20 protein-coding genes and 1 pseudogene are annotated in these 22,334 nt (G+C 62.4%); 12 read left to right on the top strand and 9 right to left on the bottom strand.

Annotation, left to right across the window (positions count from 1 at the left end):
• Positions 1 to 41: 41 nt before the first annotated feature.
• The 7 genes from K4A76_RS10690 to K4A76_RS10660 form a co-directional block, all read right to left on the bottom strand.
• A complete protein-coding gene (locus tag K4A76_RS10690) occupies positions 42 to 1,205 on the bottom strand; it encodes an acyl-CoA dehydrogenase family protein (protein ID WP_274412138.1) in 1,164 nt (387 codons plus the stop codon).
• A 14-nt stretch (positions 1,206 to 1,219) separates the two neighbouring features.
• Positions 1,220 to 2,767 carry an AMP-binding protein gene (locus K4A76_RS10685; protein ID WP_274412137.1) on the bottom strand — a complete coding sequence of 516 codons (1,548 nt, stop codon included), beginning with the start codon at positions 2,765 to 2,767 and terminating at the stop codon, positions 1,220 to 1,222.
• A gap of 374 nt (positions 2,768 to 3,141) precedes the next feature.
• A complete protein-coding gene (gene trbK, locus K4A76_RS10680; RefSeq protein ID WP_232108409.1) occupies positions 3,142 to 3,348 on the bottom strand; it encodes an entry exclusion lipoprotein TrbK in 207 nt (68 codons plus the stop codon).
• Positions 3,349 to 3,682: 334 nt separating this feature from the next.
• Positions 3,683 to 4,039, bottom strand: coding sequence for a hypothetical protein (locus K4A76_RS10675; protein ID WP_110678346.1), 357 nt, complete (start codon positions 4,037 to 4,039; stop codon positions 3,683 to 3,685).
• Between the two features lie 568 nt (positions 4,040 to 4,607).
• Positions 4,608 to 5,120 carry a GrpB family protein gene (locus K4A76_RS10670; RefSeq protein WP_110678344.1) on the bottom strand — a complete coding sequence of 171 codons (513 nt, stop codon included), beginning with the start codon at positions 5,118 to 5,120 and terminating at the stop codon, positions 4,608 to 4,610.
• 257 nt (positions 5,121 to 5,377) lie between these two features.
• Positions 5,378 to 6,127: an alpha/beta fold hydrolase gene (locus K4A76_RS10665; RefSeq protein ID WP_274412136.1), complete on the bottom strand. Its 750-nt coding sequence runs from the start codon at positions 6,125 to 6,127 to the stop codon at positions 5,378 to 5,380.
• A gap of 161 nt (positions 6,128 to 6,288) precedes the next feature.
• On the bottom strand, positions 6,289 to 6,747 hold the full coding sequence (locus K4A76_RS10660; protein WP_274412135.1) for a VOC family protein: 459 nt from the start codon (positions 6,745 to 6,747) through the stop codon (positions 6,289 to 6,291).
• A gap of 30 nt (positions 6,748 to 6,777) precedes the next feature.
• On the opposite strand from K4A76_RS10660, the pseudogene K4A76_RS10655 reads away from it, so the two are divergent.
• The 3 genes and pseudogenes from K4A76_RS10655 to K4A76_RS10645 all read left to right on the top strand — a co-directional run.
• Positions 6,778 to 7,044: pseudogene (locus K4A76_RS10655) on the top strand (site-specific integrase); the annotation flags it as partial.
• Between the two features lie 20 nt (positions 7,045 to 7,064).
• The gene (locus K4A76_RS10650; RefSeq protein WP_009686613.1) at positions 7,065 to 8,651 is read left to right on the top strand and encodes an ABC-F family ATPase; all 1,587 of its coding nucleotides are present in this window, start codon (positions 7,065 to 7,067) and stop codon (positions 8,649 to 8,651) included.
• Positions 8,652 to 8,799: 148 nt separating this feature from the next.
• Positions 8,800 to 9,993 (top strand): MFS transporter, encoded by a 1,194-nt coding sequence (locus K4A76_RS10645; RefSeq protein WP_110678340.1) that lies wholly within the window; start codon positions 8,800 to 8,802, stop codon positions 9,991 to 9,993.
• Here K4A76_RS10645 and K4A76_RS10640 read toward each other — a convergent pair.
• Complete coding sequence (locus tag K4A76_RS10640; RefSeq protein WP_274412134.1) at positions 9,964 to 11,001, bottom strand: alpha/beta hydrolase family protein; 1,038 nt, start codon at positions 10,999 to 11,001, stop codon at positions 9,964 to 9,966. The two genes, K4A76_RS10645 and K4A76_RS10640, sit on opposite strands and share 30 nt — an antisense overlap.
• A gap of 201 nt (positions 11,002 to 11,202) precedes the next feature.
• On the opposite strand from K4A76_RS10640, the gene yghU reads away from it, so the two are divergent.
• The 6 genes from yghU to K4A76_RS10610 all read left to right on the top strand — a co-directional run bounded on the left by yghU (position 11,203) and on the right by K4A76_RS10610 (position 18,163).
• Entirely contained in the window at positions 11,203 to 12,045 is an 843-nt protein-coding gene (gene yghU, locus K4A76_RS10635; RefSeq protein WP_274412133.1) for a glutathione-dependent disulfide-bond oxidoreductase, read from the top strand.
• A 185-nt stretch (positions 12,046 to 12,230) separates the two neighbouring features.
• Positions 12,231 to 13,934: an amidase gene (locus K4A76_RS10630; RefSeq protein WP_274412132.1), complete on the top strand. Its 1,704-nt coding sequence runs from the start codon at positions 12,231 to 12,233 to the stop codon at positions 13,932 to 13,934.
• A 93-nt stretch (positions 13,935 to 14,027) separates the two neighbouring features.
• The gene (locus K4A76_RS10625; RefSeq protein WP_167524224.1) at positions 14,028 to 14,696 is read left to right on the top strand and encodes a PAS domain-containing protein; all 669 of its coding nucleotides are present in this window, start codon (positions 14,028 to 14,030) and stop codon (positions 14,694 to 14,696) included.
• Positions 14,693 to 15,610 (top strand): pyridoxal-phosphate dependent enzyme, encoded by a 918-nt coding sequence (locus K4A76_RS10620; protein WP_125854399.1) that lies wholly within the window; start codon positions 14,693 to 14,695, stop codon positions 15,608 to 15,610. Before K4A76_RS10625 ends, K4A76_RS10620 begins: the two co-directional genes overlap by 4 nt.
• Before the next feature lie 177 nt (positions 15,611 to 15,787).
• Positions 15,788 to 16,885, top strand: coding sequence for a carboxynorspermidine decarboxylase (locus K4A76_RS10615; RefSeq protein ID WP_009686603.1), 1,098 nt, complete (start codon positions 15,788 to 15,790; stop codon positions 16,883 to 16,885).
• 33 nt (positions 16,886 to 16,918) lie between these two features.
• Positions 16,919 to 18,163, top strand: a complete 1,245-nt coding sequence (locus tag K4A76_RS10610; protein WP_054903974.1) for a saccharopine dehydrogenase family protein — start codon at positions 16,919 to 16,921, stop codon at positions 18,161 to 18,163.
• A 61-nt stretch (positions 18,164 to 18,224) separates the two neighbouring features.
• Here the strand turns inward: K4A76_RS10610 and K4A76_RS10605 are convergent, their stop codons facing one another.
• Complete coding sequence (locus K4A76_RS10605; RefSeq protein WP_274412131.1) at positions 18,225 to 19,088, bottom strand: type 1 glutamine amidotransferase domain-containing protein; 864 nt, start codon at positions 19,086 to 19,088, stop codon at positions 18,225 to 18,227.
• A 152-nt stretch (positions 19,089 to 19,240) separates the two neighbouring features.
• Here K4A76_RS10605 and K4A76_RS10600 point away from each other — a divergent pair, with 152 nt between their 5' ends.
• From K4A76_RS10600 to K4A76_RS10590, 3 genes are all read left to right on the top strand, one after another.
• Positions 19,241 to 20,149 carry a LysR family transcriptional regulator gene (locus K4A76_RS10600; RefSeq protein WP_274412130.1) on the top strand — a complete coding sequence of 303 codons (909 nt, stop codon included), beginning with the start codon at positions 19,241 to 19,243 and terminating at the stop codon, positions 20,147 to 20,149.
• 100 nt (positions 20,150 to 20,249) lie between these two features.
• Positions 20,250 to 21,470, top strand: a complete 1,221-nt coding sequence (locus K4A76_RS10595; RefSeq protein WP_009686599.1) for a putative DNA modification/repair radical SAM protein — start codon at positions 20,250 to 20,252, stop codon at positions 21,468 to 21,470.
• Complete coding sequence (locus tag K4A76_RS10590; RefSeq protein WP_274412129.1) at positions 21,461 to 22,303, top strand: TIGR03915 family putative DNA repair protein; 843 nt, start codon at positions 21,461 to 21,463, stop codon at positions 22,301 to 22,303. The genes K4A76_RS10595 and K4A76_RS10590 overlap by 10 nt, the downstream gene beginning before the upstream one ends.
• Positions 22,304 to 22,334: the final 31 nt, after the last annotated feature.

The following is a 22,334-nucleotide window of genomic DNA, read 5'->3' as shown; positions in this document are numbered from 1 at the left end:
TGGGGCGATGCAAAAAGGCCGCCGACAGGGCGGCCCATCGGTCAGGCAGGCATCAGCACCCCTTTGGCGATGGTGTTGCGCTGGATCTCGCTGGTGCCGGTGAGGATCCGCATCATCCGCGTGGCGCGGAATATCCACTCCACTGGGTGGCCCTGCAACAGCCCGGCACCGCCGTGCACCTGCACCGCCTTGTCGGCGATGCGGAACGCCGCCTCGGAGACGAACAATTTGCACATCGGCGCCTGGGTGCGGATATCGCCCCCGGCATCGTTCACCTGGGCCGTGGCGTACACCATGCTGCGCGCAGCGTGCAGCTCGGTGGCCATGTCGGCGATCATGTGGTTGACCGCCTGGAACATGGCGATGGGCTGGCCGAACTGCTTGCGGCTGCGCGCATGCTCGATCGACAGGTTCAGGGCCAGGCCGGCCATCCCCAGCAGGGTCGGGCAATGCAGCAGGCGGTTGAGGGTGATACGCCCCATGGCCAGTTTGAACCCCTGCCCCTCCTCGCCGATCAGGTTGGCCGCCGGCACACGCACCTGATCGAGCAGGATGTCGCCATGGGCACCGCCACCTGACATCACCGCATAATCGCTGTTGATGCGCACCCCTGGGGCGTCAAGGTCGACGAAGAATGCCGAAATACCCTGGGCGCCCTTCCCTGGCCCGGTCACCGCCAGCAACACGGCCAGGTCGGCGTACGTGGCTCCGGAGATGTACCGCTTGCTGCCGCTGAGCACATAGTGGTCGCCGTCGCGACGTGCCTGGGTGCTGATGGCGGTGGCGTCGGAGCCGGCCTCGGCTTCGGTCAGGGCGAAGCACACGGCCTTTTCAGCACTGCACACCGGCTTGAGAAAGCGCTCGACCTGGTAGGGGCTTGCCACCTTGAACAGGTGGCCGACCCGCGGCGGCCCCGACAGCTCGCCCAACACGTGTGAGGCCAACATGGAGCCGGTCAGCACCGTGGCCTCCTTGACCGCGCACAGGTCGGCCACGTTCAGGCCGGCACCGCCCATGCTTTCAGGCAGCATGACGGTGTAAAGGCCCTGCTCGCTGGCGAGCTTCCACACCTGGCGTAGCACTGGTTGCGGATGCGGGCGCGCCCAGTCCAGCTGGGCTTGCTGCTCCAGCGGGCGTACCTGGTCACGGACGAAACCTTCGATTGCTTCGATAATCTGCGCAGCTTTGGCACTGGGTTGGTACATGGTCATGCTCCTGGTCAGATGCGACGTTCGCTGTGTTGCCAGTAGGTGTCCCGGACCAGGCGGCGCACCACCTTGCCATTAGGGTTTTTTGGCAGTTCGCTGACAAAATCGACGCCGCGCGGCTTCTTGAAACCGGCCAGCGCCCGGCCGCAACGCTCGATCAGCTCATCGGCCTGCAGCTGTGCGCCCGCCTTGAGCACCACCACCGCACGCACCGCTTCGCCCCACTGCGGGTCCGGCACGCCGACCACCGCCACCTCGAACACCTCGGGGAAGCCGTAGATCACCTGCTCCACCTCGCTGGGGTACACGTTGAACCCGCCGGAGATGATCATTTCCTTCTTGCGGTCGACAATGAACAGGTACCCCTGTGCATCGACCGTGGCCAGGTCGCCCGTGAGGTAATAACCGTCGCGCATCACTTCGGCGGTGAGCGCCGGGGCGCGCCAATAGCCCTGCATCACGTCCGGGCCCTTGACCACGATCTCGCCAACTTCACCGGGGGCTACATCCTCGAAGGCTTCGTTGACTACCCGCAGGTCGGTCTCGAAGTAGCACCGCCCGCAAGAGGCCAGGCGCTGGTAATTGCCGTCTTCCACCAAATGGTCCTGCTCGGTCAGCACAGTGACCAGCGAGCAGGTTTCCCCGGCGCCGTAGCCTTGTACGAGAATTGGCCCGAACAGTTCGATGGCCTTTTTCACCAGGGCCGGGGCCATGGGTGCGGCGCCATACATGACCAGCTTCAGGCTGGACAGGTCGAAGTGTTCGACGCCGGGGTAGTTGACCAGGCGATTGATCATTGCCGGTACTAGGAACAGCCGCGTAACCCGCTCGCGCTGGATGGTTTCCAGCAACAGGCGTTCGTCATACCGATCAAGCAACAGGTTGCAGGCGCCCACCGCCAGTAGCGGCATGATCTGCATGCCGCTGGCATGGGTGATAGGCCCCACGTGAGCCATGACGTCGCCCGGCCCGGAGCGGCGTATGGGGCTGGCAATGCTCTTGCGCACCAGCGCCTTGCGGTTGCCGAACGACAGCATCGCGGCCTTGAGCACGCCCGAGCTGCCAGAGGTGTAATGCAGCACGGCCAGCGCATCGTCGGCCGGGTCCAGCCCCAGCGGTGCCTCGCTGCCAAGCTGCAGCAACGCGCAATAGCCCAGGTCGCCCCCTTGGCCGTCCAGCACGATCAGCTGGCGCAGCAGCGGCAACTCCGCGCGTCGGGCAGCCAGCACCTCGGCAAAGCGCGCGTCGGTGATCAGTGCGACAGTGCAGGAGTCTTCCAGTACCCGCACCACTTCATCCACCGACAGCCGCGCATTGATCGGCACCTTGACCATCGCCGCCTTGTACAACGCCACTTCCGCTTCGACCAGTTCCACACGGTTGGCGGCAAGAATCGCCACATGCTCGCCAATGCCCACGCCAAGCGTACCCAACGCGGACGCCAGGCGGTTGCTGCGCCGTTCCAATTGCGCGTAGGTCAGGCGCGTCTGGCTGTCCGCCACGGCGATGTGGTCCGCCCAGTAGCGGGCACTTCGGGTAATGATCGATCCAAGGTTCACGTTATTGTTCTCGTCGACAGAAAGACATCGACGATGCTAATCAGCTGTGCGCGTGCAGATGAAATACCAGATTCAGATGTGGGCCATGCCTTTATTGGCTGGCGTACCGCGAGTGGCCGCCGGCAGCTCGGTGATCGTCCGGGGGATTGCGGGCGCTCAGCTGTAATACTTCAAAGGAGGTGTCAGCGCTGATGAAGCGCTTTTTTCAGTAAAAAACAACGCCCCGCACAAGTCGGGGCGTGTAAGGCCGATCAGTGGGCTTTCACACAGTCTGACTAGCTCTGCTCCAAACGGGGTTATTTCTCCATAACGTCGTTCGACCGAAGGTAAACCTGTATCGACGTGCAGAGCCGAGCATTGAATCACATCAGCGGTCAGAAATCGTCCGGTGGGCTCTTCTCGAACTTCCACTCTGTGTGTTTTCGAGCTTGTTCAAAACTCTTGCAGTTGTAAATGAATTCATTGCGATCAGCGTCTTTCGAAAGACTGGCGAGGATCTGATCGTACGTGCTACCCGAACAATTCTTCTCGTTTGGGGCAGGTACTTTCTCATCCGCCTGTGCTGACAGGCTACACGCCATAACGATGGCTGCGGAAATTCCCACTATGTGTTTCATAACGTCCTCATTCATGACTCAGGGTAATCCGGTACCCTGATCTACCTAGGCACGAGTGACAGGAGGTCCTGAATCGCCCGCGCATTGCACAGTTTGCATGGGTTGCTGGCCCCGGATCATAGCGGATGGGGCGAAGGATGTCTCGGTTCATCGGGAAGGGATTCCAGAGCGCATCCAGTCAAAGGCCGATGCTGCCGGATCCCATTTCACTGACTGGCCCAGGCAACGGTACCAGACGGAAAATTAATGCAATGCGTGCGAACTGGCCCAGCAGTAGATGCTGGGCCAGAAGAGTGAGTTAAAGCAATACAGTGGCCAGCATCCCCAAGGCCCCTAGGATAAAGCCAATGAGCGCTCCCCGTCCTGGGAATTCATGAAAAAGAGACCACACGATTACGGGCTCGAGAAGCAACAACGAGGTGACCGATACTACGGTAACGATCCAGATGTCACCGACTGCAACGTATCCAAGCCAGTATGCCGCCAGTAGGCAAATCCCTGCAAAACACATCAGCACCAAGGGAAAGCTGATAGCGCCCCATGAAGCACTTCCCGTCTGCGCGAGTTTAGCGACCACGACCTCACTGTAGATTGCACAGAACTCACCGACCACCATTAAACCTAGAGCAGAAACTCCGAATAATTCTTTGGACATATCAAAAACTCCTTCGTATTCAGGGCAATATTTTTCCGCTCCCAGCTAGCGATACCACTGACTAAGAGTTCGTTGCAGGAATACGAAGCCGCCTTGAACAGGCCTGAATTACCGAAATATTTTCCCATGCTCATGTCCTTCGAAGGAAGTGAGTCTCAGCACAAACCGAGACACCGGCCTGATAATACGGCCCTTGCCCCATTCTGAACAACCAGTACCGCGTCAGCATGACGAAAGCTGCCCGGTGCACCGAGTTCTTCATCACCAGGCAGCATCGGTGTGTGATCTGAAAGCGCAGACTGATGCGCAAGAGAAATCCAACGGGCGCCGCAAGACCGGCCTAGGCTCTGTACGAAAAGGGATGTCGCAAACACCGCATGGAACAAACCAGAGATACCGTAACGGCGCAAAACTCAAACCAGAGCCAGCAGTAATGGCGATCGGAGGCCTCGGTTTGCAGTGCTCCTTTGCGTGAGTGTCTGCAATGGGTCGCAAGCTTCCGGTCGTGGATGACCGCTACCGACCCAATGCAGACACTTGATACCGGCGCCGCTTAGCAACCCATCGGTCATCCAGATACGATGCCGGCATGCACTAGTGCCGCGATAATAAACGGAGACTTTTTCTCCAGATACTCAGCCATCCCACCTGTAGTGCTCGACTCAAGTTGGAGCTTCAGTGCTTCATACTGCTGGCGCATAGAGGCATCGCATCTAAGCAAATCTCTGAACCCCACCATCTGGGTGATCGCAAGGTGGCCACGGACACAAGCGTGGAGCTTGTGCGTGCGAATCCCATCCACATTACGCCGATAGAAATGATGCCCTTCCGACAAGTCGCTTCCTCGCACATATCCCAAGCCCATCAACACCTCGTCCCGCGCCGAGGCGTTGCTATGATCGTGAACCTCGATGAGCACATCGATCTCAGGCTTCGCCGCGAGCCCTGGAACGGAGGTACTTCCAACATGCTGTATGGCGATCAGTTCATCGCCAAAGGCCGAAGCGATGAGTGGCTTGTCTGCCAGAAAGCGGGCGGGCCAAGTGGGGTCATAGGGAGTGATTTTGCTGGTCAGTGCCATTTCCGTTCCTTGGTGGCTAGTACCTGATACTCCGAATGTTCCCTCAATACTTGTGAATTCGCCAGCCACTGATAACGATACCCCGGCCATGCGACAATTCAGTAGATCAAATTCGAATCTGATCGAGTTTGGATAGCTGTCCTGTCTACCGTGTACTTCTGGCCGACTGCCCCCCATGCGAAGGGCAGCAATGGGTCGAGAGCAGCCGCTCACCATTACCCTTAACTAGGTTGTCGTGCGCTGCTCCGTGATTCCGATCAAACCTGATCGAGTATCTGGGCGATCTCCTGCGCAAATGCCTGTGGCTGCTCAAGCATCATCAGATGGCCCACCTCACGCATGATGGTGATACTGGCCGACTGCGCTATCGCCCAGTCAGGCACATCCCATTCGGCCCGGGAGCGCTCTCCGGCCAGCAGATGCACAGGTATAGAAGAAAATATCGCCTTCAAGGCATCGTGGTAATCATCACCTCCGGTCCCGACCAGCACTGATCGGGCCATGGCTTGCACTGTGCTGGAGGGTTGATGAGCCAACCAGGCCATAGCAACCTCAAGGCGTTGCTGGCTAGAAGCAACCCCTGCGCGCTCCATCCAGGCTTTCGGATTTGCACGATAGCCGGCTAGCAGAGCCTCTGTTTCTTGCGCAGACATTTTTGCCACACTAGAAGACCAGAACGCATCTTTCAGTGAAAAATTGCCCTCTACGCTTGTGATGCTGGCTACTTGATCTCGATAACGCCTCGCATAGAGCATGGCTACAACCCCACCCACGGAGTGGCCGACCAGGTGTACTCGCCCACCTGAGGCGTGCTTGCCGATCTCTCGGTGCAGGTGCTCGATCTGAGAAGGGATATTCACGTTGCATGGCGTAACACCACTCAGACGGCCATATCCGAGCAGGTCAGGCACGATGACCGGAAGCGGACACAGGCGCTTATGCAGGGTGCTGTGATCAAGGCAGCCGATGAGGCCGTTGATGAACACGACGGGCGTTTGCTTGAGCATGAGTGCACCCGATGGCATGAAGAATGATCGATCTTGCACGCTTGAGTTGGGCTCTCGCCAGATTCTGCTTATTGCATTGACGCATGTACTGATGATGAACAAGCAATGAGCTTGCCCGTGCACCCGCTTGAAGACAGCACACATCAGGCGAGAGCAGAAAACTACTCAGCCGCCTGCATCAGCTCCAACGTAATGTTGTCTGGCCCGGTCACATACACCACCAGCGTACCCTTGCGTGGGCCTGCGGGAATCGGTTGAGGCGTACCCCTGGCCTTCCAGCCCGCTTGCTCTATGCGAGTGAGTACGGCGTGCATGTCTTGCACGCCCAATGCCAGATGCGCTGAGCCAATCGCAGATGCCGTAGGCGGGGTGACACCGTGGCGGGCACCCTGCGAATATTCCAGCAATTCCAGTCGGCTGCCATCCGGCCCTTTCACTATCGCCGTTCGCACCTTCGGGTCGGCGGTGCCGGTTACATCGAGAATGAATTGTCCTCCCATTTCCGACTGGCGTTCGAGCGTGAAACCAAGCCCGATTGTCCAGAAGCGAATGGCTTCTTCCAGTGAGCTGACGGCGAAGCCAATATGATCGACGGCATAGACGCTGTGGTTGGAATTCATCAAGTCATCCTTCAAGGGGGGGGGACGGTCACGTCCGACCGGCATCAACCATGGCGGGCCGATCCTCGCAGGTTTGGGGATCAGGTACCGCCCCCGTATAACTGCCGCCACACCTATGCGACAATACGCTCAATGTCTGGTCTCAACCCCACATTTATCGCCCAACAGCTCGGGCATGGCGTGCAGATGCTCTTATCGACTTATGCGCGCTGGATTGACTCGTCCAACCACTGGTCAGAACTGGAAAAGCGCCAGACTGGTCCCAAATTGGTCCGCAGCTGCGAAGAAGCCACGTAAGTTATTGATAGGTAAGCTCCTTGATCTCCACCGCCAACATCACCATGCAGTTCGGCTCCAAGCCGCTGTTCGAAAACGTTTCTGTCAAATTCAACAACGGCAACCGCTACGGCCTGATCGGCGCCAACGGCTGCGGCAAGTCGACTTTCATGAAGATCCTCGGCGGTGACCTGGAGCCTTCGGGTGGCCAGGTCATGCTCGAACCTAACACCCGCCTGGGCAAGCTGCGCCAGGACCAGTTCGCCTACGAGGAATTCACCGTCATCGACACGGTGATCATGGGCCACGGCCAGTTGTGGAAGGTCAAGGCTGAGCGCGACCGTATCTACTCGCTGCCGGAAATGTCCGAGGAAGACGGCATGGCCGTCGCCGAACTGGAAACCGAGTTCGCCGAAATGGACGGCTACACCGCCGAGTCGCGCGCCGGCGAACTGCTGCTGGGCCTGGGTATTCCGCTGGAGCAGCACTTCGGCCCGATGAGCGAAGTGGCCCCTGGCTGGAAGCTGCGTGTGCTGCTGGCCCAGGCGCTGTTCTCGGACCCGGACGTGCTGCTGCTCGACGAACCGACCAACCACCTGGACATCAACACCATCCGCTGGCTCGAAACGATCCTCACGGCGCGTAACAGCACCATGATCATCATTTCCCACGACCGCCACTTCCTCAACAGCGTGTGCACCCACATGGCTGACCTGGACTACGGCGAGCTGCGCCTGTTCCCGGGCAACTACGACGAGTACATGACGGCGGCCACCCAGTCGCGCGAGCAATTGCTGGCGGACAACGCCAAGAAAAAAGCCCAGATCGCCGAACTGCAGACCTTCGTCAGCCGCTTCTCGGCCAACGCTTCGAAAGCCAAGCAGGCCACTTCGCGCGCCAAGCAGATCGACAAGATCCAGCTGGCCGAGGTGAAACCGTCCAGCCGCGTCAGCCCGTTCATTCGCTTCGAACAAACCAAAAAGCTGCACCGCCAGGCCGTGGTCGTCGAGAAAATGGCCAAAGCCTTCGATGACAAGGTGCTGTTCAAGAACTTCGACCTTACCGTGGAAGCGGGTGAGCGCGTGGCGATCATCGGCCCCAACGGTATCGGCAAGACCACCCTGCTGCGCACCCTGGTCGGCGAAATGACCCCGGATGCCGGTTCGGTGAAGTGGACCGACAGCGCCGAAGTCGGCTACTACGCGCAAGACCACGCCCACGACTTTGAAGACGACATGACCCTGTTCGACTGGATGGGCCAGTGGACATCCGGCGAGCAGGTGATCCGCGGCACCCTGGGGCGCATGCTGTTCTCCAACGACGAGATCCTCAAGTCGGTGAAGGTGATTTCCGGTGGTGAACAAGGCCGCATGCTGTTCGGCAAGCTGATCCTGCAAAAGCCCAACGTGCTGGTGATGGACGAACCGACCAACCACCTGGACATGGAGTCGATCGAAGCACTCAACCTGGCGCTGGAAAACTACCCAGGCACCCTGCTGTTCGTCAGCCACGACCGCGAATTCGTTTCGTCGCTGGCTACCCGCATCATCGAGCTCTCGGCCGATGGCGTGGTGGACTTCAGCGGTACCTACGACGACTACCTGCGTAGCCAGGGTGTGTTGGTCTGATTGAGCCGTAAGGCCTGGCCGCCTTCGGCGACCAGGCCTTGCGCCACAGCGCAGGCCTCTGCACGAAAAATTCGTTAGCCTGCTTTCATTTCCTTCGCGCAACGGCCATGATGGGTTCACGCCCAACCGCCCGCCCGCGAACGAGCCCATGACCGCGCAACAACCTGCTCCCCCCAGCGATAGCTTGCACATAACCCTGCAAATCCTGTCGATCGTCTTCTACACCTTCATTGCCTTCCTCTGCATCGGCCTGCCGATCGCGGTACTGCCCAGCCATGTGCACGATCAGCTGGGCTTTGGCGCCGTGATCGCGGGTGTGACCATCGCCTTGCAATACCTGGCCACCCTGCTCAGCCGGCCATTAGCCGGCAGGGTGGCCGATACCCTGGGCGGCAAGCGGGCAATACGCTATGGCCTGCTGGGTATCGCCGGCTGCGGCGTGCTGACCCTGCTGTCCGCCTGGGCGCTGAACCTGCCAACCCTCAGCCTGGGCCTACTGCTTGCCGGGCGCCTGCTGCTGGGCATAGCCCAGGGGTTGATCGGCGTGGCGACCCTGAGCTGGGGAATCAGCCAGGTCGGCCCTGAACACACCGCCCGGGTCATTTCATGGAACGGCATCGCCTCTTACGGTGCCATCGCCATCGGCGCGCCAGTGGGGGTGCTGGCCGTGGACGGGCTGAGCTTCAGCGTGCTGGGCCCGGCGCTGCTGGGGTTGGCAGCCATTGCCCTGCTGGTGCTGCGCAAACGCCCCGACGTGGCTGTGACGCGCGGCGAGCGCCTGCCCTTCTGGTCGGCGTTCGGCCGGGTGGCGCCGTGTGGTGTTGGCCTGACCCTCGCTTCCATCGGGTACGGCACCCTGACCACCTTTGTCACCCTGTATTACCTTGAGCGTGGCTGGGCCGGAGCAGCCTGGTGCCTGAGCGCGTTTGGCGTGTGCTTCATCATCTCCCGGCTGCTGTTCGTCAACGCGGTCAACCGCTTTGGTGGCTACAACGTCGCGGTCGCCTGCATGGCCACCGAAGTGCTCGGCCTTGGCCTGCTGTGGCTGGCGCCCTCACCACCGTGGGCGTTGCTGGGCGCCGGGCTGACCGGCTTTGGGCTGTCGCTGGTGTACCCGGCACTGGGCGTCGAAGCCATCAGGCAGGTACCCAGCAGCAGCCGGGGTGCCGGGCTGAGCGCCTACGCGGTGTTCTTCGACATGGCCCTGGCTCTCGCCGGGCCGGTAATGGGGGCGGTTGCCGCGCACCTGGGCTATGCCTCGATCTTCTGCGTGGCCGCCCTGCTGGCACTGGCCGGCGTCGGGCTGACGCTGCTACTGGCGCGGCGTGGCCGTGGCCGCTGAGCGCTCGGCCAATTGCGGCGCCCCCAGCGCCTCGCTGAAGAACGCTGCGGTTTCACGTTGCAGTGAGTGGTGGATATGCCGACGGTCAACGCCTTCGGCATCCTTGCACAGCACCGGCATGCGCTGGTATTGCTCGGCATCGCAACGGGCCATGAACACGAAATGCCCGGCACCGGCCAACAGCCGGTAATCCGGTGTGACTGGCAGCTTGCGGGCCAGCGCTGCGGCGTTGCGGTCCACGGCCACCAACTGGTCGCTGTCGCCGCTGTAGATCAGTGCCGGCACCTGCACCCCGGCCAGGGCATGCCGCCCGAACAGCAGGCTGAGCGGCGCCATCAACATCACCGCGCCGACACGCGGGTCGGCCTTGGGGCCAAGCTCACTGCGGTCGGCTATCAATATGCCGTGGGTCTTGCAGGCGTCGGCGTCGTTGGGGCGTTCCAGGCAGTACTGGCGCAAACGCTCCAGGTCCGGGTGCGCGCCAGACAAGATCAACGCCGTTTCACCACCCGCCGAGTAGCCGATCACACCCACCTTGCCGTCCGTCAGGTACGGGCCCACCACGCTGTCTGCGCGGGCCGCGGTGATCGCGGCGCTGAGCTGCAACGGCCGGCCATACAGATTGCTCAGGGTGCCCAGGCGGCTGTGGTCGCGGGTGTTGTCCCCGGGGTGGACCACCGCCACCACCACGAACCCTGCGCGCGCCAACGCCGTAGCCAGGTAATGCAACGCCAGCGGGCTGCCGGTATTGCCGTGCGACAGCGCCAACAGCGGGAAGCGCCCCATGGCGATGGGGGCCTCTTCGGCCACGTCGAGCGGGTAGCCATCGATACGGCTACTGCGGGCCTGGCCCAGCGCTGGGTAGAACGCCAGCGCCTGCATGGGCCGGTTATCGACCGGGTCGGTCAGGGTCATGTGATGCAGGCCTGCTGCCCATTGCGCAGCCTCGGCATGGGCCAGCAGGCAGGCGCACAGCGCCAGCGTCAACACGCAACGGGGGAGAGTCATCGGCCAGCGGCTCCTTGCGTGGCAATGCGATAACCCAGCATAGGCCTGGCCCCGCAGGCGCCGCATGAAAACTGGATGAAACTGGCGTTATGCCAGGCCTGCACGCGCACCCTGCATTTGCGCCTGGCGGCGAACCCGTGGCATAGATGACGGTCAACGGTTTTATCTGACCGCTTCAGCGCCCTTGAAGGAGTTTCATGCATGAGCAAACCCGCCTACGTGCCACCCAAGGTCTGGCGCCCTGACGCTGCATCCGGGGGCCAGTTCGCCAGCATCAACCGCCCTGTCGCCGGCCCTACCCACGACAAGGACCTGCCCAAGGGCGAGCAACCGCTGCAGCTGTATTCGCTGGCCACGCCCAACGGCGTGAAGGTCACCATTGCCCTGGAAGAGCTGCTTGAACTCGGCCACGCTGGCGCGGAGTACGATGCCTGGCTGATCCGCATCGGCGAAGGCGACCAGTTTTCCAGCGGCTTCGTCAAGGTCAACCCCAACTCCAAGATCCCCGCGCTGCTCGACTGCAGCCAGGAACCACCGGTGCGTGTATTCGAGTCCGGCTCGATCCTGTTGTACCTGGCAGAAAAGTTCGGCGCCCTGCTGCCGACAGCGCCTGCTGCCCGCACCGAGTGCCTGAACTGGCTGTTCTGGCAGATGGGGGCGGCGCCGTACCTGGGTGGCGGCTTTGGTCATTTCTATGTGTACGCGCCGGAGAAGTTCGAGTACGCCATCAACCGCTTCACCATGGAAGCCAAGCGTCAGCTGGATGTGCTTGACCGGCGCCTGGCCGAAAGCCGCTACCTGGGCGGTGAGGCATACAGCATCGCCGATATTGCCGTGTGGCCCTGGTACGGCCAGCTGGTACTGGGCAACCTGTATGGCGCAGCAGAGTTCCTGGCGGTGCACGAGTACCCGAATGTGCAGCGCTGGGCGCAAGAGATCGCCCAGCGCAACGCAGTGCAACGCGGCACCCGGGTGAACCGTACCTGGGGCGACGAAGCCAGCCAGGTGCCTGAACGGCATTCGGCTGCGGATCTGGACAACTGATACAACGCGCGCCGAAGGTGGCCCTGTGGTGATACAGGGCCGCCTCTGCCAATGCCTGCCGCGTACTCGGGCATGACAATGCCCACCTGCACAAAACCATTTGCCCCTGCGCAAACCTGCGTCGGCGTAGCCCTTCTTGTACACTCCCCGCAATAGCCCCCACCTGTACATTGTTTGGTGAACGCATGATCGAGGTAACCGAGGTTTCCATTGCCGAGCTGCGCGACGCGCTCGAATCGGGCCGCACGACGGCGGTCGAGCTGGTCAAGGCCTACCTGGCCCGCATTGATGCCTATGACGGCGCCGACACGGCCACCGCCCTGAACGCCGTAGTGGTGCGCAACCCGCAGGCGCTGCAAGAAGCCGAGGCCTCCGATGCCCGCCGCGCCAATGGCCAGCTGCTGAGCCCGCTGGACGGCATTCCCTACACCGCCAAGGACAGCTACCTGGTCAAAGGCCTGACTGCGGCATCGGGCAGCCCGGCCTTCAAAGACCTGGTGGCCCAGCGCGACGCTTTCACCATCGAGCGCCTGCGCGCCGCCGGGGCCATATGCCTGGGCAAGACCAACATGCCGCCCATGGCCAACGGGGGCATGCAGCGCGGTGTGTATGGCCGCGCCGAAAGCCCGTACAACGCCCATTACCTGACCGCGCCGTTCGCCTCGGGCTCGTCCAACGGCGCCGGCACGGCTACCGCCGCCAGTTTCAGCGCCTTTGGCTTGGCCGAAGAAACCTGGTCCAGTGGCCGCGGCCCCGCCTCGAACAATGGCCTGTGCGCCTACACGCCCTCGCGTGGGGTGATTTCGGTGCGCGGCAACTGGCCGCTGACCCCGACCATGGATGTGGTGGTGCCCTATGCGCGCACCATGGCCGACCTGCTGGAGGTACTCGACGTCGTGGTCGCCGATGACCCCGACAAGCGTGGCGACCTGTGGCGCCTGCAGCCCTGGGTGCCCATCCCTGCGGCCTCGGCGGTGCGCCCGGCGTCGTACCTGGACCTGGCCGCCGATGCCGGCGCCCTCAAGGGCAAGCGCTTCGGCGTGCCGCGCATGTACATCAATGCCGACGACGCAGCCGGCACTTCGCAAAAGCCCGGTATCGGGGGCCCTACCGGCCAGCGCATCCACACCCGCGCGAGCGTTATCGCCCTGTGGCAACAGGCCCGTCAGGCCCTGGAAGCGGCCGGCGCGCAAGTGGAGGAAGTCGATTTCCCGCTGGTGTCCAACTGCGAAGGGGACCGCCCCGGTGCACCCACGGTGTACAACCGCGGCATCGTCAGCAAGGAATTCCTGCACGACGAGCTCTGGGAGCTGTCGGGCTGGGGCTTCGATGATTTCCTGCGCGCCAATGGCGACCCCAAGCTCAACCGCCTGGCGGATGTCGATGGCCCTCAGATTTTCCCGCACGACCCGGGCACCCTGCCCAACCGCGAGGACGACCTGGCAGCCGGCATGGACGAATACGTCAACATGGCCAAGCGTGGCCTGAAGACCTGGGACCAGATCGAGACCCTGCCCGATGGGCTGCGCGGCCTGGAGCGGACCCGCAAGCTGGACCTGGAAGACTGGATGGACGCCCAAGGCCTGGACGCCGTGCTGTTCCCCACCGTGGCCGATGTCGGCCCGGCGGATGCCGACGTCAACCCGGTATCGGCAGACATCGCCTGGAGCAACGGCGTCTGGGTGGCCAATGGCAACCTGGCGATCCGCCACCTTGGCGTACCGACCGTGACCGTACCGATGGGCGTCATGGCCGACATCGGTATGCCGGTGGGCCTGACCTTCGCCGGGCGGGCCTACAGCGACAATGCCCTGCTGACCTTTGCGGCCGCCTTTGAAGCGACCGGTTCGCGCCGCATTGTGCCGCCGCGCACCCCCGCGCTGGGTTGACCCCCCCACGGCAACGCCCTTCAGGCAACCGTCGCTAAAATCAACGATTCGTGTAAATATACACAAATCGTTGATTTTAGCGGCTCGTTGCCCATGACACCCACTGCCGAGCGCCAGCTCACCCTCACCGTGCTCAAGGCCGCCATCCAGGCCTTGGGCAGCGTTGCCGCGCGCAACATGGAAATCCTCCTGCACGACCTCGACCACCCCGAGCACTCGGTGGTGGCTATCGTCAATGGCCACCTTTCCGGTCGCAGCATCGGCAGCCCGATCCTTGCCGCCCCGGAACAGGATCAGGGTTTCAAGGCACTGATGCGGGCCTCGGCCGACCAGCAGGGTTGTGAGCCGGTGGTGCTGCCCGACTACCCCACTACCCTCAAGGGCCGCACGCTGCGCAGCGCCACCGCGATATTCCGCGACAGCAGCGGGCACCCGTTTGCCAGCCTGTGCGTGAACACCGATGTTACCGGCCTGGATGCGGCCATGCAGTTCCTCCAGCACTTCCAGCCCCTGGGCGCTACGCCGACCGCCAACGAGCCTGCCGACATGGCGCTGCTGATGAGCGAGATCATCCAGGGCGCACTGCAGCGCAACGGCCAAGGGCGAATGAACAAGCAGGCCAAGCTCGAAGCTGTGCGCGTGATGCAGGAGCGTGGCCTGTTCATTGTCAAGGGCGGCGTCGAGAAGGCCGCCAGCGCACTCGGCGTGACCCGCTACACCATCTACAACTACCTCGAACAACTGCGCGGAGCCAGCCTATGACCTTGCACATCCCTACGCCCCTGATCGAATCACGCCCGCTGTCGCTGGCTGCCGGGCGCAACATCTGGCTCAAGCTTGACGCCCTGCAGCCTTGTGGCTCGTTCAAGCTGCGCGGGGTGGGCCACGCCTGCGAGGTTCACTACGCGCGGGGTGCCAGGCACCTGGTGTCGTCCTCGGGGGGCAATGCCGGCCTGGCGGTGGCCTACGCCGGGCGCAAACTGGGGGTGCCGGTGACCGTGGTGGTGCCCGAGACCACCACCGAACGGGCCAAGGAGCTGCTGCGCCTGGAAAATGCCAAGGTACTGGTACACGGCAGCTCGTGGCAGGAAGCCAACGAACTGGCACTGACCCTGGTAGGCGCTGGCGATGCCTTCATTCACCCCTTCGACGACCCGCTGCTGTGGGCCGGGCATGCCAGCCTGGTCGACGAAGTGGTTGCGACCGGCTTCAAGCCCGATGCGGTCGTGCTGTCGGTGGGGGGTGGCGGGCTGCTCAGCGGCGTGGTCGAGGGGCTGCAACGCAATGGCTGGGCGGACGTGCCGGTGCTGGCCGTGGAGACGACCGGCGCTGCCTCGCTGCACGCGGCCATGCAAGCCGGACACACCGTGGCGTTGCCGCGCATTGCCTCGATCGCCGGCTCGCTGGGTGCCAAGCGGGTGGCCGAACAGGCGCTGGCCTGTACGCGTCGGCAACCGGTACACAGCCACCTGGTCAGCGACCGTGCCGCGCTGCAGGCTTGCGAGCGCTTTCTGCAAGACCATCGGCTACTGGTGGAGCCCGCCTGTGGCGCCGCGTTGGCGCTGGCCTATGACGCCAGCGCCATGGCGCGTTACCCGAACGTGCTGGTGGTGGTATGCGGGGGTGCTACCGCCACTTTGGAACAGATACAGGCGTGGTTGCGACAGGTCGACTGATACGGGCTGTCATCTGTCTGTTTCCTTTGCCGTGTATCACTGAACCCGACACTGCCGGCGACTCTGCCCGGCAGTGGCAGCCACGCAAAGGAAAAATGCCCTGCGCCCTTTCGATCTGCGGCAAGGGAAGGCACAATGCGTGTCCTTTTTTTGGCCGGCCTGGCCGGGGGCCTTTAAATGATCAAGACGCCGTACTACCTCATCGATAAAACCAAGCTGCTCAGCAACATGGAGAAGATCGCCTACGTGCGCGAACACTCCGGTGCCAAGGCACTGCTCGCCCTCAAGTGCTTTGCCACCTGGTCGGTATTCGACCTGATGCAGCAGTACATGGACGGCACCACCTCGTCTTCCCTGTTCGAGCTCAAGCTCGGCCGCCAGAAGTTTGCCGGCGAGACCCACGCCTACAGCGTGGCCTGGGCCGACGACGAGGTCGAGGAAATGCTCGAGAACTGCGACAAGATCATCTTCAACTCGATCGGCCAGCTGCAACGCTTTGCCGACCAGTCCGAAGGCAAGGTGCGTGGCCTGCGCGTCAACCCGCAGGTCAGCAGCTCCGACTACCTGCTGGCCGACCCGGCCCGGCCGTTCAGCCGCCTGGGCGAATGGGACCCGGCCAAGATCGAGCAGGTGATCGGCCAGATCTCTGGTTTCATGTTCCACAACAACTGCGAGAACGGTGACTTCGGCCTGTTCGACAAGATGCTCACGCACATCGAAGAGCGCTTCGGCCACCTGCTGCACCAGGTCGAGTGGGTCAGCCTGGGCGGCGGCATCCACTTCACCGGTGAAGACTACGCAGTAGACGCTTTCTGCGCGCGCCTCAAGGCCTTCGCACAAACCTACGGGGTGCAGGTGTACCTGGAGCCTGGCGAAGCCGCCATCACCAACAGCGCCTCGCTGGAAGTGACCGTGCTCGACACCTTGTACAACGGCAAGCACCTGGCCGTGGTCGACAGCTCGATCGAAGCGCACCTGCTCGACCTGCTGATCTACCGCCTGAACGCCAAGATGGCCCCCAACGACGGCGAGCACACCTACATGGTCTGCGGCAAATCGTGCCTGGCCGGTGACATCTTCGGTGAGTACCAGTTCGACCGCCCATTGGCCATTGGCGATCGCCTGTCGTTCGTAGATACGGCCGGTTACACCATGGTCAAGAAAAACTGGTTCAACGGTTTGAAAATGCCGTCCATCGCGGTCAAGCAACTCGACGGCAGCGTCGAGGTCGTCCGTGAGTTCGGTTTTGAAGACTACGTTTCCAGCCTGTCGTAAGGCCGGCTTCCCAAGTAAGGAGCAACAGGTAAATTGAAGAAGAACGTTCTTATCATTGGTGCAGGAGGTGTCGCCAAGGTGGTGGCCCACAAGTGCGCGCAGCATAACGACGAACTGGGTCGTATCGCTATCGCGTCACGGAACATCTCCAAATGCCAGGCCATCATCGACAGCGTCAAGGCCAAGGGTAGCCTCAAGGTTCCCGCCGACATCCAGGCCTTCTCGCTCAATGCCCTCGATGTCGAGGCCACCAAGGCGCTGATCCGCGAGACCGAGTCGCAGATCGTGATCAACGTCGGTTCCGCCTTCCTCAACATGTCGGTGCTGCGTGCCTGCATCGATACCGGTGTCGCCTACCTGGACACCGCCATCCACGAAGAGCCGGGCAAGATCTGCGAGACCCCGCCGTGGTACGGCAACTACGAGTGGAAACACCTCGAAGAGTGCCAACAAAAGAACATTACCGCCATTCTCGGGGTCGGCTTTGACCCGGGTGTGGTCAACAGCTACGCAAAACTTGCGCAGCAACAGTATTTCGACAGCATTGATTCGATCGACATTCTCGACGTCAATGCCGGTTCGCATGGCAAGTACTTCGCCACCAACTTCGACCCGGAAATCAACTTCCGCGAGTTCACCGGGCAAGTGTGGAGCTGGCAGAACAGCCAATGGACCAGCAACACCATGTTCGAAGTCAAGCGTACCGACGACCTGCCGGTGGTCGGCTCGCAAAACCTGTACCTCACCGGCCATGACGAAGTTCACTCGATTTCGAAGAACCTCAACGTGCCGAACGTACGCTTCTGGATGAGCTTCGGCGAGCACTACATCAATGTGTTCACGGTGCTGAAAAACCTTGGCCTGCTCAGCGAGCAGCCGGTGAAAACGGCCGAAGGCCTGGAAGTGGTGCCGCTGAAAGTGGTCAAGGCCGTGCTGCCAGACCCGGCCTCGCTGGCCCCGGGCTACACCGGCAAGACCTGCATCGGCGACCTGGTCAAAGGCACCAAGAACGGTCAACCGCGCGAAGTGTTCATCTACAACGTGGCCGACCACGAAGAGGCCTACGCCGAAACCGACAGCCAGGGCATCTCCTACACCGCAGGCGTACCGCCAGTGGCTGCGGCCCTGCTGGTTGCCCGTGGCGAGTGGGATGCCAAACGCATGGTCAACGTCGAGGAGCTGCCAGCCGAGCCGTTCCTCAAGGCGCTGGACGTGATGGGCCTGCCGACCCGCGTCAAGGATGAAAAAGGTGATCGTCCTTGGGACGCTGAAGCCTAAGCGGTAAACAAGAAGGGGCGCCACTGTGGCGCCCCTTCTGCTTGGGCTGGCCGCTTGCGCTTCAGTTGGCCTCGGCCGTGAGCTTCGCGCGCTCACCGAGTTTTTTCAGCAACGCCTTGGCCAGGGCCTTGTCCGAGAACGGGTTCTGCCCGGTAATCAACTCGCGATCCACCACCACATTCGGTTGCCAGGCCTTGGCATAACCCATGTCGCCGCCGGCCGCCGCCATCGCGTTCGCCGGGTAGAACAACAAGCGCTGGTCGTTGAGCGAACGCTCGAACACCTGCTCCTCTGGGTCAGAGAAGATAGTCATCTTGTAGCCCTGATACACCCAGTCTCTGGCTGCCGCCCGCTCGCCACGCGCCAGCGCGGCCTGGTAGCCAACCGGGTCCTGCTGCGCCGACAGCAAAGCGATTGGGCCGTGGCAGATAGCCGCAGTGGGTTTGCCTGCCTGGTGGAAATGCCGCAACAAGGCGCCGACATCCGGGTTGTTGGCCAAGTCGATCAAAGGCGCGTGGCCGCCGGGGATGAACAGCCCGGCATAGCGATCGAGGTCGCCAGCCAGCACTTCTTTCACCGACAGGGTATCGCCGATGTCTGGCAGCCCCTGCACCACCTGTTCAATCCGGCGCATCTCTGCTGCATCACCGGCGAAATACTGTGGGTCGACCGAGCGCGGATCCACGCGCGGGGCATTACCCTTGGGTGTCACCAGCACCAGGCGGTAGCCAGCCTTGAGCAATTGGTCGGCGGGCACACCGAACTCATTGAGGTAATAGCCGGTGGCGTAGTGTTCGCCGTTCTGCAACGGCAGCTGGTGTTCGCTGGACAGCAGCACCAGTACTTCGCCTTTGGGCGCCGATTGGGCACCACCGGCAAGCAAAGCGCCGGTGACTGCCAGCGCCAGTGTGGTCAGCTTCTTCATGCGTCAACTCCTGATCAGGCAAGCGCCTGCAATACCAAAGTGGCGGAGCGCAAGGTGTAATTGGCAGCTCCGGGTCAGTCATCACTGGGGGAATCCTACCGCTACGGCTATGATTCGATAATTCTAAAGTGATCATGGCTGCCATTCGGAATATGAATATCGCCAACAAGGACTTGAACCTGCTCTATCTGTTCCATGTGCTTTACCAGGAGCGCAGCGCCACGCTCGCCGCCCAACGTATGGCGCTCAGCCAGCCCGCACTCAGCCACAAGCTCGGCAAATTGCGAGACCAGCTTGGCGACCCCCTGTTCGTGCGTGCGCCCAGAGGGCTTACCCCCACACCGCGTGCCCATGAGTTGGCGCCGGACGTAGAACGCCTTGTAACGGGCCTGGAAGGCTTCTATGAACGCTGCGAGGGGCAAGACTTTCTCGCCCGCCCTGCCCGCATACACCTGTACAGCACCGATTATGTGGAGCAGACACTGCTGCCCAGGCTGTTACCGGTACTGCGCAGCCAAGCGCCCAACCTGACGCTGGTTACACACAACACCCGGGGCGCGTTACCCCGAGAAGCGCTGGAAAAAGGCACCTGTGACCTGGCTGTCGCCGGCTTCTACACCGACCTGCCCGACACCTTCCACCAGCAGCGGCTGCTCAGGGAGCAGTTCGTAGTGCTTGCCTCGCGCAGCCATCCAGGCCTGGATAGCGGCCTGGACCTGGACACCTTTCTGGCCAGTGACCATCTGCTCACCACCCTGACCGGTGACCTTGATGGGCTGGTTGATCGCGCCCTGCACAGCCAGGGCAAGCAACGCCGGGTGGTGGCTGGCCTGTCCAGCTTCATCGCACCCATGCGCTTGCTGCGGGGTACCGACCTGCTTTTGACCTGCCTGCGCTCGCTGGCCCTCGAAGCTACCGACCGTGACGAGGACCTGCGCATGTTCCCGCTACCGCTGGAGCTGCCGCCGGTGGAGGTGATGCAGATCTGGCATGCGCGTACCCATGCCGACCCCTTGCGGCGCTGGCTTCGCCAGCAGCTGTGGGCCGTGGCCCAGCAATAGGGATGTTTCTGACGAATGTAGTCGGGTATGGCGCACAACCTCTTGCAATCCGTAAGATCTCAAAATACTGTATGAATATTCAGTACAGCGAGACGCCCTCATGCAACTCATCGCCAAACTCGGTATTCTGGCCGACGCTGCCAAGTACGACGCTTCCTGCGCGAGCAGCGGCGCGCCCAAGCGCAATTCGCGCGGTGGCGATGGCCTGGGTGCTACCAATGGCATGGGTATTTGTCACAGCTATACGCCCGACGGCCGCTGCGTGTCGCTGCTGAAGGTGCTGCTGACCAATTTTTGCCTGTACGACTGCCAGTACTGTGTCAACCGCCGCTCCAGCAACGTGCCTCGGGCACGTTTCAGCCCGGAAGAGGTAGTGCGCCTGACCTTGGATTTCTATCGGCGCAACTGCATCAGCGGCCTGTTCCTCAGCTCTGGCATCATCCGTTCGGCGGACTACACCATGGAGCAGCTGATCCGCGTGGCCCGGCTGTTGCGCGAAGAACACAACTTCCGCGGGTACATCCACCTGAAGACCATCCCCGACGCCGACCCGCTGCTGATCGAAGAAGCCGGGCGCCTGGCTGACCGGCTCAGCGTCAACATCGAGCTGCCGACCGACGACAGCCTCAAGCGCCTGGCGCCTGAAAAGCAGGCACACACCATTCGCCAGGCCATGGGCGTCATTCACCAGGGGCAGCAAGCCGTAGCCAATGAACCCAGGGCACCGCGCTTTACCCCGGCGGGGCAAAGTACCCAGGTCATCGTCGGTGCCGACAGCACCGATGACAGCACCTTGTTGCGCAATGCCGAATCGCTTTACCAGGGTTACGGCCTCAAGCGGGTGTACTACTCCGCGTTCAGCCCGATCCCCGACAGCCCAGGCAGCGTGCCGTTGGCCGCCCCCCCACTGTTGCGCGAGCACCGCCTGTACCAGGCTGACTTCCTGCTCCGGGGCTATGGCTACAAGGCGGGTGAGCTGTTGGGCCAGCACGGTAACCTGGCACTGGACATCGACCCCAAGCTGGCCTGGGCGCTGGCCAACCGCGAGGTATTCCCCTTGGACGTGAACCGCGCCGAGCCGGCGCTGCTGGCACGCATCCCCGGCATTGGCCTGCGCAGCGTGCAGCGCCTGGTGGCCTTGCGCCGGGAACGGCGTATCCGCTATGACGACCTGATTCAGCTGCGCTGCGTGCTGGACAAGGCCCGCCCGTTCATCGTCACCAGCGATTACCGCCCGGCACAGGCCGAACTGCGCAGCGGCTTGCTGCGTGCACGCCTGCGCGAACCGCAGGCGCCGGTGCAAATGGGGTTGTGGGGGTGATTGCGCTCGACTGCGACGACCTGTTCGCCACATGGCGTCAACAGGCGCGGGTGTTGCTGGGGCATGGCATCGACCCTTCGGAAATCACCTGGAACCAGGGCCCCATGGCGGATTTGCTGGCTGTACCCGCAGCGCTGCCTGCCGGCCCTGGCCCCTTCCGGGCCAAAGTCCCGGCCCAGTTGTTGGGGCAGTTGGAACTGGCCTCTCGCTACCGTGGCGAGCAACGCTGGAACCTGCTGTACGAAGTGCTGTGGCGTGTCGCCCACGGCGACCGCACGGCAATGCTGGCAGGGGACCGCCTGGGCAGTGAGTTGCAACGGCGCATCAAGCAGGTAACGCGCGAAGCCCATCATTTGCATGCTTTTGTGCGCTTCGTGCCGCTGCCCGAAGCGGTGGCCGGGCAGTTGCAACTGGACCTGGTGGCTTACCACGAGCCGGCACATGACGTTCTTCAGAGCGCCAGTGCACACTTTGCCGACCGCCTGGGCAAGTTGCGCTGGCTGATCGCTACGCCTCAGGATGGCATTCGCTTCGACGGTGCCGGGTTCGACTATCAACGACGCTGCCCGGCGCAATGGCGGCAGTGGGCGCGCAGTGCCGAGGACCCGGGGGCCGAGCTATGGCGTACCTATTACCGCCATACGTTCAACCCTGCCCGCCTCAACCCTGATGCCCTGCGCCTGCACATGCCGGGGCGGTTCTGGCGGCACTTGCCGGAAGGCATGCTGATACCCCAGCTTGAGGGCCTGGCACGCCAAGGCAAGCAGCGGGACGGCCAGGCGCTGGAAGTGGCTGCGCAGACCGGCAAAAAGATCAGCAAGACTGGGCGGTGATGCACGCCAGCCATGCAGTGCGCGCAAATCG

It is taken from the genome of Pseudomonas sp. NEEL19 (genome assembly GCF_028751975.1).
In the GTDB taxonomy this organism is placed as follows: Bacteria; Pseudomonadota; Gammaproteobacteria; order Pseudomonadales; family Pseudomonadaceae; genus Aquipseudomonas; species Aquipseudomonas juntendi.
This window is presented reverse-complemented; position numbering and strand designations above follow the sequence as displayed.